We start from the raw sequence: 14,738 nt of genomic DNA on the forward strand, positions 1-14,738 counted from the left end.
GCACCTGAAGCACCTCCACCCCCAGGGAAGGAACCATGGCGATGCCCGGTACGGAAAGCGCCGAACTCCTGCGCGACGCCGGAGCGGTCCTGCAGCCCGGCTTCGCCGGTCTGACCGCGCCCGAGTGGCTGCGCCGCAGACTGGGCGACGGCGAACTCGGCGGCGTCGCCCTGTTCGGCCGCAACATCCGCACCCCGCAGCAGGTCGCCGCGCTGACCGCGGAGATGTACGCGCTCAACGGCGACCTGCTGATCGCCATCGACGAGGAGGGCGGCGACGTCACCCGCCTCGAAGTGACCAGCGGGTCCTCCTACCCGGGGAACCTGGCGCTCGGTGAGGTCGACGACACCGACCTCACCGAACGGGTCGCCCGCTCCATCGGGTTCGACCTGGCCGCCGTCGGCGTGAACCTCAACTACGCGCCCGACGCGGACGTCAACTCCAACCCCGACAACCCGGTGATCGGCGTCCGCTCCTTCGGCGGCGACGGCGACCTGGCGGCCCGTCACACCGCCGCGTACGTTCGCGGCCTGCAGTCCGCCGGTGTCGCGGCCTGCGCCAAGCACTTCCCCGGCCACGGCGACACGGCCGGCGACTCGCACCTCGGCCTGCCCCGGATCGACCTGGCCGCCGAGCAGTTCGGCCAGCACCTGCTGCCCTTCAAGGCCGCCATCGCGGCCGGCGTGAAGAGCATCATGACCGCGCACATCCTGTTCGACGCCTACGACGCCCAGCTGCCCGCCACGATGTCGCAGCGCATCCTGACCGGGCTGCTCCGCGAGGAGATGGGCTTCGACGGACTGATCGTCACCGACGGCATCGAGATGGGCGCCATCTCCGGCACCCACGGCGTCGCGGCCGGCTCGGTGCGGGCCGTCGCGGCCGGCGCCGACACCATCTGCGTCGGCGGCGGCCTGCACGACGAGGACGCCTTCGTCTACCTGCGCGACGCGCTGGTGTGGGCGGTCCGCGAGGGCCGGCTGCCGGCCGGGCGGCTGCACGAGGCGGCCGAGCGCAACCGTGCGGTGGCCCGCTGGTCCGCCGGGCCGCGGGCCTCGTTGGCCGGCCGGCAGGGCGAGGCCGGCGTCGGCCTGACCGCCGCCCGCCGGGCGCTGCGGATCACCGGCGAGCTGCGCCCGCTGGGCGGGATCCCGCACGTGGTGGAGTTCTCCCCCGGCGCGAACATCGCGGCCGGCGAGGACACCCCGTGGGGCGTGGCCGGCCCGCTGGCCGAGCTGGTCCCCGGCACCACCTCCAGCCGGGTCTCCCCGCCGGCCACCGTCACCGAGGGCTCCGGCCTGCTGCACGTGGCGGTCGCCGCCGAGGACGCCGAGATCGACACCGCCCCGCTGCTCGGCGCGGCGGTGGGCCGTCCGCTGGTGCTGGTGGTGCGCGACGTGCACCGCCACTCCTGGATGCGCCGGGCCGCGCTCGCCCTGGTGGAGCACCGCCCCGACGCCGTGGTGGTGGAGATCGGCACCGCCCACGGGCTGGCCGGACTGTTCGCCCCGCTCGGCGTCACCACCCTGGCCACGTACGGCGGTTCGCGGGTCTGCGCGACAGCCGCGGCGGAGGCGCTGGCCGGGCTCGCGGTGACCGCGGCCACCGCCGGCTGAGACACTCGGGGACGGGCCCGGGGCGGACGCCAGGCGCTCCGTTCCGGGCCCCTCGCATGCCGGTTTGCCCGCAGGTGCTCCCACTTGCTCACCCGTGCGTGCAAACATGTGCTGTTACATAGGACTTAGGGGTCTCTTAAGGCCCCGTCTCCAACGAGGAGTGAGAGCTGCCATGAGTGGCGACAGGGATGCGGCGCTCGCCGAGGGCTCCACGGTGCCGACCCAGACCGGCCCTGCCACCACCACGGCCCGGGTACCGAAGTACTACGGCCTGAAGCGGCACCTGCTCCAGCTGACCGAGACCCAGCCGACCGGCACCCCGGTGCCCCCGGAGCGGGCGCTGGCCGCCCAGTTCGACACCTCCCGCACCACCGTCCGGCAGGCGCTGCAGGAACTGGTGGTCGAGGGCCGGCTGGAGCGCATCCAGGGCAAGGGCACCTTCGTCGCCAAGCCGAAGGTCGCGCAGGCCCTGCAACTGACCTCCTACACCGAGGACATGCGCGCCCAGGGCCTGGAGCCGACCTCCCGGCTGGTCGAGGTCGCGTACATCTCCGCGGACGAGCGGCTCGCCCCGCTGCTGGACATCAAGCCCGGCGGGCGCGTCCTGCGCATCGAGCGCCTGCGGCTCGCGAACGGCGACCCGATGGCGATCGAGGTGGCGCACCTGTCGGCCAAGCGCTTCCCCGCGCTCCGGCGCAACCTCACCAAGCACAACTCGCTCTACACCGCGCTGCGCGAGGTCTACGGGGTGACGGTCGCCGAGGCCGAGGAGACCATCGAGACCACCCTGGCCAACCCGCGCGAGGCCGGTCTGCTCGGCTCCGACCTGGGCCTGCCGATGCTCCAGCTGTCCCGGCACTCCTTCGACGCGGACGGCGCGCCGGTGGAATGGGTGCGGTCCATCTACCGGGGGGACCGGTACAAGTTCACCACGCGGCTGAAGCGGCCCGCGTAGCTCCCACCTCCGGTTTCGGGACGACCCGCACGACGCGGGTGCAGCGGCCCGCGTAACGCATAGTTGACAGGGTAGTGACACAAGTCACTGCCCTGTCCTACTCTCGCGGGGACCTTTCGATCACCGAAGGTGCTGCCCGGCGGACGCACAGCGATGTGCGGTGCGGTGCCAGTGAGGTGACTCCTCGTCATCCGGGAGCCGCTCGTGTCGTCTCAATCCCCATCCGCGGGCGCACTGCCCGCGCTCTCCCCCGCCCGGGTGCTGGCCGGCCTGTGCCTGCTGGTGCCGATCGTGGTGGTGCTGTGGGTGCCGTCGTACAGCAAGACCGACCCGGTGCTCGGCGGTATGCCGTTCTTCTACTGGTACCAGCTGATGTGGGTGCCGCTGTCGGCGGTGTTCACCACCTCCGCGTACCTGCTGCTGCGCCGTGACGAGGCGGCCCGCAAGGCCGCCTCGGCCGAGCCGCTCCCGCTGCCGTCCCAGCCGGACGGGGGTGCGCAGTCGTGAAGCACGTGGACTGGACCGCGATGACGGTCTTCCTGCTGTTCTTCGTCGCGGTCACCGTGATGGGCTTCCTGGCCTCGCGCTGGCGCCGGGCGGACGACGCGCAGCACCTGCACGAGTGGGGTCTGGGCGGCCGCAGCTTCGGCACCTGGATCACCTGGTTCCTGCTGGGCGGCGACCTGTACACGGCGTACACGTTCATCGCGGTGCCGGCCCTGGTCTACGGGGCGGGCGCGGCGGGCTTCTTCGCGGTGCCGTACACGATCATCGCGTACCCGCTGGTGTTCCTGATCCTGCCCCGGCTGTGGTCGGTGTCGCGGGTGCACGGCTACGTGACGACGGCGGACTTCGTGCGCGGGCGGTACGGGTCGCGCGGGCTGTCGGTGGCGGTGGCGCTGACCGGCATCCTGGCGACCATGCCGTACGTGGCGCTGCAACTGGTGGGCATCCAGGCGGTGTTGGACGTGCTGGGCGTGGGCGGCACCGGGAACTGGTTCCTGCAGGACCTGCCGCTGTTCCTGGCGTTCGGCGTGCTGGCGGCGTACACGTACTCGTCGGGGCTGCGGGCGCCGGCGCTGATCGCCTTCGTCAAGGACACCCTGGTGTACGTGGTGATCCTGGTCGCGGTGATCTACATCCCGATGCGGATGGGCGGCTACGGGCACATCTTCGACGCGGCGGCGCACAAGTTCACTCCGGACCCGGTGACCCACAAGGCGCCGGGTTCGCTGATCACCGGGCCGGCGGGGCAATGGTCGTACGCGACGCTGGCGTTCGGGTCGGCGCTGGCGCTGTTCATGTACCCGCACTCGGTGACGGGCGTGCTGGCGGCGAAGTCCCGCAACACGGTGCGCCGGAACATGGCGATCCTGCCGACGTACTCGCTGATGCTGGGCCTGCTGGCGCTGCTGGGCTTCATGGCGATCGCCGCCGGGGTGAGCAAGGGCGACAAGAAGTTCAACGCCCAGCTGGCCGTTCCGCAGCTGTTCGCGGACATGTTCCCGAGCTGGTTCACCGGGGTGGCGTTCGCGGCGATCGGGGTGGGCGCGCTGGTGCCGGCCGCGATCATGTCGATCGCCGCGGCGAACCTGTTCACCCGCAACGTCTACAAGGAGTTCCTGAAGCCGGCCGCGACACCGGCCGAGGAGACCCGGGTGGCGAAGATCGCCTCGCTGCTGGTGAAGGTCGGTGCGCTGGCGTTCGTGCTGCTGATGGACAAGCAGGCGGCGATCAACATGCAGCTGCTGGGCGGCGTGTGGATCCTGCAGACCGCGGTGGCGCTGGTGGCCGGCCTGTTCACCCGGTGGTTCCACCGCTGGGCGCTGCTGGCCGGCTGGGCGACCGGCATGATCTACGGCACCTGGAAGGCGTACGGGGTGTCCTCCCCGGCCACCGCGCACTTCGGCGGGTCGGCCGCGAAGATCCCGGTGATCGGCGAGATCGGCTACATCGGCCTGACCGGGTTCGTGCTGAACCTGCTCGTCGCGGTGGTGCTGACGCTGGTGCTGCGGGCCCTGAAGGCCCCGGAGGGCCTCGACGAGACCTCGAAGGCCGACTACTCCGCGGAGGCCGGCGACGAGGCCGTGGAGCGGGCCCCGCAGCCCACGCTGGCGCACTGACGCGTGCGGGGGCGCAACCGGCCCCCCTGTGCGCCCTTGGGTCGCGCCGTTGCCTCAGTGGACACTGGGGTGACGGCGCGATCATCTGTTATGACAGGCGTTTTCGGGAGAGACCGGGAGAGACGAGCACCACCGAAGCAGCACCGACAACGGGGAGCCACCGCCAATGACCGACCTCACCACGGTACGCAACGGACACCGCGCCCAGACCGACGGCGGACGGCGGCTGCCGTCGGTCCTGATCGCCACCCGGCACGGCGAATCCACCGCCAACGTGGAGTTCCGGCACGCGGACTCCACCGGCGCCCTGACCGTCCCGATCACCTGCCGGGACGCCGACATCCCGCTCTCCCTGCGCGGCCAGGCCCAGGCCCACGACCTGGGCCGCTGGTGGGCCGCCCTGCCGCCCGCCGACCGGCCCCGCTCGGTGTGGTGCTCCCCGTACGTGCGCACCGTGGAGACCGCGAGAATCGCCCTGGCCCAGGCGTCCGGGCTGGGCGCCGTCCCGGTGGGCCTGCCGGTCCGCTACGACGAGCGGCTGCGCGACCGCGAGTTGGGCGTGCTGGAGATGCTCACCAAGGCCGCCATCGAACGCGACCACCCCGCCGAGGCGGAACGCCGGCGGCGGATGGGCGAGCTGTACTACCGGCCGCCCGGCGGCGAGTCCTGGCTGGACGTGGCGCTGCGGGTGCGCGGTCTGCTGCGCGACCTGAACGAGGAGGAGGCCGGCCGGCCGGTGCTGCTGGTCGCCCACGACTGCACGGTGCTGATGCTGCGTCATGTGCTGGACCGGCTGGGCGAGGAGGAGCTGCTGGCGCTGCCGCCGGTGAGCAACTGCTCGACCAGCGTGTGGCGGGCCCGCGAGGGCCGGCTGCGGCCGTCCGGCTGGAACCAGACCTCGCACCTGTCCTGAACGGCCGTCAGGCGGGCTGCCGCTCGGCGGCCCGCCCCGGCCCCCCGGGTCCGCCCGGGCCGCCGAAGGCCCGCCGGTAGGCCTGCGGGGTGGTGCCGAGGCGGCGGCCGAAGTGGTGCCGCAGGGTGGCGGCGTTGCCGAAGCCGCAGCGGGCGGCGACGGCGTCCACGCTCTCGTCGGTGGACTCCAGCAGGCGCTGCGCGAGCAGCACCCGCTGGCCGGTCAGCCACCGGTGCGGGGTGGTGCCGGTCTCCTGCTGGAAGCGCCGGGCGAAGGTGCGCGGGGACATGTGGGCGTGCCGGGCGAGGTCGTCCACGCTGACCTCCCGGTCGAGGCGGCGGCGCATCCACTCCAGCGTCCCGGCCAGCGAGTCGCCGTCGCTCTCGGGCAGCGGGCGGTTGATGAACTGCGCCTGCCCGCCGTCGCGGTGCGGGGCGACCACCATCCGGCGGGCGATCTCCCGGGCCACCTCGGCGCCCTGCACCTTGCGCACCAGGTGCAGGCAGGCGTCGATGCCGGCGGCGGTGCCGGCCGAGGTGATCACCGGGTCGTCGTCCACGTACAGCACGTCGGGTTCGACGGTGGTCAGTGGGAAGCGCTCGGCCATCAGGTGGGCGTACTGCCAGTGCGTGGTGCTGCGGCGGCCGTCCAGCAGGCCGGCGGCGCCGAACAGGAAGCTGCCGGAGCAGATCGACAGCAGGTGCGCGCCGCGCGCGTGGGCGGCCCGCAGCGCCTCGCACAGCGCCTCGGGGTAGTGCTCGCGGATGCCGGTGGCGGCGGCGATCACCAGGTCCGCCTCGGCGAGCCGCTCCGGGCCGTGGGGCACCTGCACCGCGAAGCCGGCGTGGGTGCGCATCGGGCCGGGCCGGTCGCCGACCAGGCCGAACTCGTACCCGGGCAGGCCGGCGGCGCTGCGGTCCATGCCGAACACCTCGCAGGCCACGCCCAGTTCGAAGGGGTGGATGTCCTCCAGCACGATCACCGCGACGTTCTTCAGCATCGGCCCAGCATGGCAGTGGCAGGATTTCGCGGCAACGGCGCGTTCCTGCCAGCACTGCCCCACCCCTGACCGGGACCTGGCCGAACCGCGCCGCGAGCCGTCCGGCACACTGTCCGGGTGCACTCCCCGACCGTCCGCCGCGCCCCGGACCACGATCTCGCCGGAGCCGGGGAGGTCGGCGTCGAAGCCTTCGCCGGCGACGGCCGCACCCGCCCCGGATCCGGCCACGCCGAGCTCCTCCGGGACACCGCGCGGCGATCGACCGCAGCCGGGAACCCGAGCTGGCCGGGATGGCGTCCTCCACCCGGCCGCAGATGACCGCGGCGCACCGGATCTACGATGCTCTGGGCTTCCTCCGCGCCCCCGAGCGGGACTGGGAGGCGGCCCCGGGCGTGGACCTGATGGTCTGCACGATGCGGTTCTGAGGCGGTTCTGCGACGGTTCTGCGGCGGTTCCCTGGTGGCTCCGGCGTGGTTTCCGTTGTCTACGCGCGGCACCTCTGACGCGACACGCGCTACTACATCTGGTGCCGCCAGCTCCAGCCGCCACAACATGTATGCTCGACCTCGCTGTCGAAGCAGGGGAACCCGGTGCGAATCCGGGACTGCCCCGCAACGGTGAGCGGGCTGTAGCGACGCCCGCGCAGTCCGAGGACCTGCTGACGGTGTGCGACACGGCATCCCCGCAGACGCCATGCAGCACAGCTTTGCCGTCCGGCCTCGCGGGCGGGCCGGGGGTGGGTCTTTCGCGCGCCGATCGAGCGTTTTCGGCGTGCCGTCCTCCCCTGCCGCACGCGCGCCACCGGACACCTTGAGCCACGTCCGCCGCCGCCACAGGAGAGAGTGCGCCTTGACCGTCGCCGCCTCAGTCACCCTGCCGTCCCAGGGTTCCGCCGACGCCTTCACCGACCCCGGTGCGGCGCTGCTTCGGCTGCTCACCGACCGCAGCACCGACCTCCCCCAGGTGGACCCCGGCCACGTCGCCGCCGCCGCGCTGCGCGGCCGCCACGCGGGCTCGGACTTCGCCGAGCTGCGCGGGCTGGCCGTGGAGGCCGCCGCGTCGATGATCGCCGAGGACCCGCAGTACTCGAAGCTGGCCGCCCGCCTGCTCGCGATGGAGATCGCCGACGAGGCCGCCTCCCAGGGCGTCACCTCGTTCTCCGCCTCGATCGCCGTCGGCCACGCCGAGGGCCTGATCGGCGACGCGACCGCCGAGTTCGTCGCCGCCCACACCGAGCTGTTCGACTCGCTGATCGACGCCGCCGGCGACGACCGCTTCGAGTACTTCGGCCTGCGCACCGTGCAGTCCCGCTACCTGCTGCGCCACCCGATCACCCGCAAGGTGGTGGAGACCCCGCAGCACTTCCTGCTGCGCGTCGCGGCGGGCCTGGCGGTCGGCACCTCCGAGCAGTCGGTGCTGGAGGTGGCCGAGCTGTACAAGCTGATGAGCCGCCTGGAGTACCTGACCAGCTCCCCGACGCTGTTCAACTCCGGCACCCGGCACCCGCAGATGTCCTCCTGCTACCTGCTGGACTCGCCGCTGGACAACCTGGACTCGATCTACAACCGCTACGCGCAGATCGCCCGGCTGTCCAAGCACGCCGGCGGCATCGGCCTGTCCTACTCGCGGATCCGCTCCCGCGGCTCGCTGATCCGCGGCACCAACGGCAAGTCGAACGGCATCGTCCCGTTCCTGCGCACCCTGGACTCCTCCGTGGCGGCGGTCAACCAGGGCGGACGGCGCAAGGGCGCGGCCTGCGTGTACCTGGAGACCTGGCACGCCGACATCGAGGAGTTCCTGGAGCTCCGCGACAACACCGGCGAGGAGGCCCGGCGCACCCACAACCTGAACCTGGCGCACTGGATCCCGGACGAGTTCATGCGCCGCGTGAACGCCAACGAGGACTGGTCGCTGTTCTCCCCGGCGGACGTCCCCGAGCTGGTCGACCTGTGGGGCGCCGACTTCGACGAGGCCTACCGCAAGGCCGAGCTGGCCGGCAAGGCCGTGCGCACCATCCCCGCGCAGACCCTGTACGCCCGGATGATGCGCACCCTGGCGCAGACCGGCAACGGCTGGATGACCTTCAAGGACGCCTCCAACCGGGCCGCCAACCAGACCGCGCTGCCGGGCCGCACGGTGCACTCCTCGAACCTGTGCACCGAGATCCTGGAGGTCACCGACGACTCCGAGACCGCGGTCTGCAACCTGGGCTCGGTCAACCTGGGCGCGCACGTCGCCCCGGGCGCCTCGGCCGACGACCTGATCAACGCCATGGACTGGGACCGCCTGGACGCCACCGTGCGCACCGCGGTCACCTTCCTCGACCGCGTGATCGACATCAACTTCTACCCGACCACCGAGGCCGGGGCGTCCAACTCCCGCTGGCGCCCGGTGGGCCTGGGCGTGATGGGCCTGCAGGACGTCTTCTTCAAGCTCCGGCTGGACTTCGACTCCGCCGAGGCCAAGGCCCTCTCCACGCTGATCGCCGAGCGCATCATGCTCACCGCGTACGAGCGCTCCGCGGACCTCGCCGAGCAGTTCGGCCGCCACGAGGCGTACGGCGAGACCCGCGCGGCCCGCGGCGAGCTGCACATCGACCACTTCGGCAGCGCCACCCCGCAGTGGGCCGGGCGCTGGGAGGCGCTGCGCGTCCGGATCGCCGAGACCGGCCTGCGCAACTCGCTGCTGCTGGCGATCGCCCCGACCGCGACCATCGCGTCCATCGCCGGCGTCTACGAGTGCATCGAGCCGCAGGTGTCCAACCTGTTCAAGCGCGAGACGCTGTCCGGCGAGTTCCTCCAGGTCAACCCGTACCTGGTGCGCGAGCTGAAGGAGCTCGGCGTCTGGGACCAGCAGACCCGGGACGCGCTGCGCGAGGCCAACGGCTCCGTGCAGGACTTCAAGTGGCTGCCGGAGAACGTCCGTTCGCTGTACCGCACCGCGTGGGAGCTGCCGCAGCGCGCCCTGATCGACCTGGCCGCCGCCCGGCAGCCGTACATCGACCAGAGCCAGTCGCTGAACCTGTTCATGGCGGCGCCGACCATCGGCAAGCTGTCCTCGATGTACGCCTACGCCTGGAAGGTCGGTCTGAAGACCACCTACTACCTGCGCTCCCGCCCCGCGACCCGGATCGCCCAGGCCGCGTCGGGTGCCGCCCGCACCGCCGCGCCCGTGCCGGTGCAGACCCCGACCCTCAGCCAGGCCGAGCAGGACGCCATCGCCTGCTCCCTGGAGAACCCCGAGTCCTGCGAGGCGTGCCAGTAATGAGCTCCGAAGACCAGAAGAAGATGCTGCTCGACCCGGGCTTCGAGCTGACGCTGCGTCCGATGCGCTACCCGTCGTTCTACGACCGGTACCGGGACGCGATCAAGAACACCTGGACCGTCGAGGAGGTGGACCTGCACTCCGACGTCGCCGATCTGGCCAAGCTCAGCGACGGCGAGCGGCACATGATCGGCCGGCTGGTCGCGTTCTTCGCCACCGGTGACTCGATCGTCTCGAACAACGTGGTGCTGAGCCTCTACAAGCACATCAACTCGCCGGAGGCGCGGCTCTACCTGTCGCGGCAGCTGTTCGAGGAGGCCGTGCACGTCCAGTTCTATCTGACGCTGCTGGACACCTACCTGCCCGACCCGGACGACCGGGCGGCGGCGTTCGCCGCGGTGGAGAACATCCCCTCCATCGCGCAGAAGGCCCAGTTCTGCTTCAAGTACATGAACGCGGTCGATCACATCGACTCGCTGCAGAGCAAGGAGGACCGGCGGGCCTTCCTGCTGAACCTGATCTGCTTCGCGGCGTGCGTCGAGGGCCTGTTCTTCTACGGCGCGTTCGCCTACGTGTACTGGTTCCGCAGCCGCGGCCTGCTGCACGGCCTGGCGACCGGCACCAACTGGGTGTTCCGCGACGAGTCGATGCACATGGACTTCGCGTTCTCGGTGGTCGACACCGTCCGCGAGGAGGAGCCCGACCTCTTCGACGACAAGATGGCCCAGCAGGTCACCGAGATGCTGGAGGAGGCCGTCGAGGCCGAGCTCCAGTTCGCCCAGGACCTGTGCGGTGACGGCCTGCCCGGCATGAACACCGCCTCGATGCGCCAGTACCTGGAGGCCGTCGCCGACCAGCGCCTGGCCCGTCTCGGCCTGCCGATCCGCTACGGCTCCACCAACCCGTTCGGGTTCATGGAGCTGCAGAACGTCCAGGAGCTGACCAACTTCTTCGAGCGCCGGGTCTCCGCGTACCAGGTCGCCGTGGAGGGCTCGGTCTCCTTCGACGACGACTTCTAGGCCGACGCCGAAACGACCCGAGGGCCGCACCCCCGCCGCTGAGCGGGGGTGCGGCCCTCGGCCGTGTTCCGGGGCCGGCCTCCGGGTCAGCCCTGGCCGTAGGTGCTGGTGGACCAGAGCGGGCCACCGGTGGTCGGGCCGCCGCCCTGGCGGTAGACCACGAAGTTGCCGTCGTCCTGCAGCAGCCCGTACGCGCCCGGGTTGCTGTAGGTGCTGCTCTGCCACAGGGCGCCGGTGGTGGTGCCGGCCTTGTAGATCACCAGGTTGCCGTCGGGCTGCATGAAGAGGTACGCGCCCGGGTTGTTGTACGTGTAGCTGGTCCACAGCACGCTGTTGTCGCTGCGGCGGTAGAGCACCAGGTTGCCGTCGTCCTGCATGACCATCCGGACGGTCGCCGACTGGGTCCACTGGTTGTTGGACAGCTGCCGCCCGGAGAAGACGAGCGGCGAGAGGGCCTGGGAGCCGCTGGCCCACAGCGCGCCGTTGCCCTGGCCGCCGCCCTTGCGGTAGACCACGAAGTTGCCGTCGTCCTGCAGCATCGCGTACGCGCCGCCGCTCGCGGTGGTGGTGGCCCACAGCGCGCCGCCGTTGCCCGGGCCGCCGTCGGCGCGGTAGATCACCAGGTTGCCGTCGTCCTGCATGACCGCGTACGCACCGGAGTTGCCGTAGGTCTTGGTGCTCCACACCGGGCGGCTGCCGGTGCCGGCCTTCAGGTAGGCGACCAGGTTGCCGTCGGGCTGCATGGTCAGCGTCATCGAGTCGCTGGTGAGGCTCTGACCCGAGGCGAGCCGCTGGCCGGGCTGCAGGGTGTTGCCCGAGGCATTCGAGGTGACGTCCAGGTAGTTGGCGTCGATGCCCAGGCTGACACCGCCGTAGCTCTCGGTGACGTCGCCGGAGTACTGGTGGGCGCGGCGGCCGCCGGTCCACTGGCCGGGGGTGGTCAGGCCCATGCCGGCGTCGGTCACGTCGTGGTGGGAGTTCCAGGCGGCGGCCCACAGCACGTCGGGCTCCGGGTAGGAGCTGTCGGTGTAGCGGGCGGCGAGGTCCTTGACGCCGCTGGAGGCGCTGGCGTAGACGCCGGAGCGGTAGCCCTTGGTGTGCAGCTGCGCGGTCCAGCCGGCCAGGTAGGAGACCACCCGGTCGCGGTAGACGGAGGAGTCGTAGTTCTCCATGTCGTTGTAGAGCACCGCGCCGGCCTGGAAGCCGAGGCCGTTGGCCTTGGCGATCGCGTCGTTGGCGGCGTCGGAGCCCTGCTGACGGGCGGTGGCCACATCGGCGGAGATCAGCACGTTGCCGCGGGCGGCCTGGGCGCCGACGTAGATCGGCATGAAGCCCCAGCCCTCGGCGTTCCGGGAGTCCACCCAGCTCTTCGCCGGCGAGGCGCAGGCCTGCGAGGGCCCGCCGATGTACACGCCGACGGCCCGGTACGGGGAGTTCGCGGCCCAGGCCGACATGGTGGCGTCCGACGGCGCGGCGCAGCGGTCGAAGGCGAACCCGGCGACGTCGGTGCGCGGGGCGGAGCCGGCCAGGGCGGGCTTCGCGGTGGACGGCGCGGCGGACGGGCGGGCGCCGGCGTCGACGCTCGCGGTCTCCAGGATCTGCCGGACCCGGTCGGCCGAGGTGGCGTAACTGGCCGTCACCTGAAGCCCGGAGTTGCCGAGCTTGGCCTGGATCTGGTGGCCGGCCGCGGCGTCCTTCAGGACGCTCTGCGCGACGGGCTGCCCGGGCACCACGGTGCCCTGGACGCGCCCGCTCTCCGCCGGCTGGATCAGCAGTCCGTCGGCGCGGCCGGGCGCGAGGTGCGCCGGGCAGTTCTGGTCCCCGCTCGGGGTGCCCAGGTAGACGGCGCTGACGTCGAGCCGGACGCAGGTGCCCGGCGCGGCGGCGAGGTCGACGACCGGCCAGTCTGCGGGCACCTGGGCGTGGAAGCCCTGGTAGTCGATCCGCTTGGTGGCCTGCCCGGCGGTGCCCGTCGCCGCCCCCGACGTGTCGGCACCCCACGCGTTCGGAACGGCCGTGGCCAGTCCCGACACGGCCAGCACGACGGCCGCAGCCCGTGCTGCTGTACGACGCTTCATTTGTTCCCGCCCCTTGATTGAGTCGCATCCGACCTGATGTGACGTCAGGGACTGTAGTGGATACCACTGACCGCCTCCAGGCCCTTTTGGCCCTGCGGCCCGTCCGGTCGGCGCGTGCTCACTCGTCCCTGCTCAGTGGACGGAAAGACCCCAGGTGGCGGTTCCCCACAGCGCGCCGCCGATCTGCGGGCCGCCGCCGCGCCGGTACACCACGAAGTTGCCGTCGTCCTGCAGCATCGCGAACGCGCCCGGGCTGTTCCAGGTGCCGGTGGCCCACAGCGCGCCGCCGACCCCGGGTCCGCCGTCGGGGGCGTAGAGCACCAGGTTGCCGTCGTCCTGCTGCACCGCGTACGCGCCCGGGTGGCCGCCGGTGCCGGCCGACCACAGCAGCCGGCCGTCGCCGCGCACCCGGACGGTGAGGTCGCCGTCGTCCTGCATGGTCAGCGTCACCGTTCGGGTGCTGACGCTGCGTCCGGTGGCGAGCCGCTCGCCGGGGCGCAGCCGGCCGTCGCCGCCGGCGGGCGAGGTGACGTCGAGGTAGCTGGCGTCGATGGTCATGCTGACGCCGCCGTACTCCTCGGTGGTGTCGCCCAGGTACTGGTGGGCGCGCCGGCCGCCGGTGAAGTAGCCGGCGCCGTCGGGCAGGCCCATGCCGTCGTCGGTGACGTCGTGGTGGGAGTTCCAGGAGGCGGACCACAGGACGTCGGGCTGCGGGTAGGAGTCGTCGTCCAGGCGTCCGGTGAGGTCCTGTACTCCGCTGGCGGCGCCGGTGTAGACGCCGGAGCGGTAGCCGTGGGCGTGCACCTGGTCGGTCCAGCCGGCCAGGTAGGCGAGGACGCGGTCGCGGTAGACGGAGGACTCGTAGTTCTCCATGTCGTTGTAGAGCACCGCGCCGCTCTGGAAGCCCAGCCCTTCGGCCTTCTGCACGGCGTCGTCGGCGGCGTCGGAGCCCTGCTGCCGGGCGGTTCCCTGGTCGGCGTCCACCAGCAGTTTGCCGCGGGCGGCCTGGTGGCCGACGTAGATCGGCAGGAACCCCCAGCCCTCGGCGGCCCGGGCGTCCACCCAGTCGCGGTCGGGCGAGGCGCAGGCCTGCTCGGGCCCGCCGATGTACACGCCGACGGCCCGGTAGGGGGAGGACTCGGCCCAGGTCTGCATCGCGCTGTCGGGCGGTGCGGAGCAGCGGTCGAAGGCGTAGCCGACGACGTCGGTGCGGGGGCCGTCGCCTTCGCCGCTGTCGCGAATGGGCTCCGGGGCGCCGCCGTTCTGGGCCTCGGTGGCCGCAGGGGATTTCTGGGGGGCGGCGGCGTCCTGTGATCCTTGCGGCGGGAGCGGCGCGGGCCGGGCGGGTTCGATCAGCAGTCCGTGCGCGAGGACCGGCCCCGGTGAGGTCCGGCAGTCCCGGTCCTCGGCCGGTGCCCCGGGATCGATCGCGCTGACGTCCTGCCGCAGGCAGGTGCGGGGTGCGGGTGCCAGGTCCGCCACCGGCGGGGGCCGGTTACCGGGTGGCCGGACCGGCGTACCCCCGTCGGCCAAACGTTTCTCCATCCTCTGAGCGGCCCCCGCAGACCAGCCCCCGCCGGTCCCCGCCACCACCAGTAAGACCAGTCCGGCGTGTGCCGCCGTCCGCCGCAGCCTGCCCATCGGCCAGCCTCCCGCCCGAGTTCCGTCGCGTCTGCTCGCGGACACTAGCCGCCGCTTTCGCGCCGCTGGGGCCCGACACACCCGCCCGAACTCGGACATACCGGAAGGGGGGTCGCGCCGGTGGGCGCG

General features: G+C 72.2%; 11 protein-coding genes and 1 riboswitch. Of the genes, 8 read left to right on the top strand and 3 right to left on the bottom strand.

The features are described from left to right. Positions 1 to 41 precede the first annotated feature (41 nt). The 5 genes from ACFV18_RS12875 (at position 42) to ACFV18_RS12895 (ending at position 5,607) form a co-directional block, all read left to right on the top strand. Positions 42 to 1,616, top strand: coding sequence for a glycoside hydrolase family 3 protein (locus ACFV18_RS12875; protein WP_380482319.1), 1,575 nt, complete (start codon positions 42 to 44; stop codon positions 1,614 to 1,616). Positions 1,617 to 1,788: 172 nt separating this feature from the next. Then, on the top strand, positions 1,789 to 2,571 hold the full coding sequence (locus ACFV18_RS12880; RefSeq protein WP_380482320.1) for a GntR family transcriptional regulator: 783 nt from the start codon (positions 1,789 to 1,791) through the stop codon (positions 2,569 to 2,571). Positions 2,572 to 2,775: 204 nt separating this feature from the next. Further along, complete coding sequence (locus ACFV18_RS12885; protein ID WP_380482322.1) at positions 2,776 to 3,078, top strand: DUF3311 domain-containing protein; 303 nt, start codon at positions 2,776 to 2,778, stop codon at positions 3,076 to 3,078. A gap of 20 nt (positions 3,079 to 3,098) precedes the next feature. Next, positions 3,099 to 4,694: a monocarboxylate uptake permease MctP gene (gene mctP, locus ACFV18_RS12890; RefSeq protein WP_380482352.1), complete on the top strand. Its 1,596-nt coding sequence runs from the start codon at positions 3,099 to 3,101 to the stop codon at positions 4,692 to 4,694. 166 nt (positions 4,695 to 4,860) lie between these two features. Then, positions 4,861 to 5,607: a histidine phosphatase family protein gene (locus ACFV18_RS12895; protein WP_380482324.1), complete on the top strand. Its 747-nt coding sequence runs from the start codon at positions 4,861 to 4,863 to the stop codon at positions 5,605 to 5,607. A 7-nt stretch (positions 5,608 to 5,614) separates the two neighbouring features. On the opposite strand, the gene ACFV18_RS12900 is transcribed toward ACFV18_RS12895, so the two are convergent. After that, the gene (locus ACFV18_RS12900) at positions 5,615 to 6,607 is read right to left on the bottom strand and encodes a GlxA family transcriptional regulator (RefSeq protein WP_380482353.1); all 993 of its coding nucleotides are present in this window, start codon (positions 6,605 to 6,607) and stop codon (positions 5,615 to 5,617) included. A 290-nt stretch (positions 6,608 to 6,897) separates the two neighbouring features. Here ACFV18_RS12900 and ACFV18_RS12905 point away from each other — a divergent pair, with 290 nt between their 5' ends. The 3 genes from ACFV18_RS12905 to ACFV18_RS12915 all read left to right on the top strand — a co-directional run bounded on the left by ACFV18_RS12905 (position 6,898) and on the right by ACFV18_RS12915 (position 10,890). After that, entirely contained in the window at positions 6,898 to 7,032 is a 135-nt protein-coding gene (locus ACFV18_RS12905) for a hypothetical protein (RefSeq protein WP_380482326.1), read from the top strand. 114 nt (positions 7,033 to 7,146) lie between these two features. Then, a riboswitch (cobalamin riboswitch) is annotated at positions 7,147 to 7,285 on the top strand. 171 nt (positions 7,286 to 7,456) lie between these two features. Then, complete coding sequence (locus ACFV18_RS12910; RefSeq protein ID WP_380482328.1) at positions 7,457 to 9,871, top strand: ribonucleoside-diphosphate reductase subunit alpha; 2,415 nt, start codon at positions 7,457 to 7,459, stop codon at positions 9,869 to 9,871. Beyond that, a complete protein-coding gene (locus tag ACFV18_RS12915; RefSeq protein WP_380482330.1) occupies positions 9,871 to 10,890 on the top strand; it encodes a ribonucleotide-diphosphate reductase subunit beta in 1,020 nt (339 codons plus the stop codon). Before ACFV18_RS12910 ends, ACFV18_RS12915 begins: the two co-directional genes overlap by 1 nt. An 86-nt stretch (positions 10,891 to 10,976) precedes the next feature. On the opposite strand, the gene ACFV18_RS12920 is transcribed toward ACFV18_RS12915, so the two are convergent. Both ACFV18_RS12920 and ACFV18_RS12925 read right to left on the bottom strand, forming a co-directional pair. After that, entirely contained in the window at positions 10,977 to 12,968 is a 1,992-nt protein-coding gene (locus ACFV18_RS12920; RefSeq protein ID WP_380482332.1) for a glycoside hydrolase domain-containing protein, read from the bottom strand. 132 nt (positions 12,969 to 13,100) lie between these two features. Beyond that, on the bottom strand, positions 13,101 to 14,450 hold the full coding sequence (locus tag ACFV18_RS12925; protein WP_380482334.1) for a glycoside hydrolase domain-containing protein: 1,350 nt from the start codon (positions 14,448 to 14,450) through the stop codon (positions 13,101 to 13,103). Positions 14,451 to 14,738: the final 288 nt, after the last annotated feature.

Origin of the sequence: Kitasatospora sp. NPDC059673 (assembly GCF_042734215.1) — a bacterium.
Lineage (GTDB): Bacteria > Actinomycetota > Actinomycetes > Streptomycetales > Streptomycetaceae > Kitasatospora.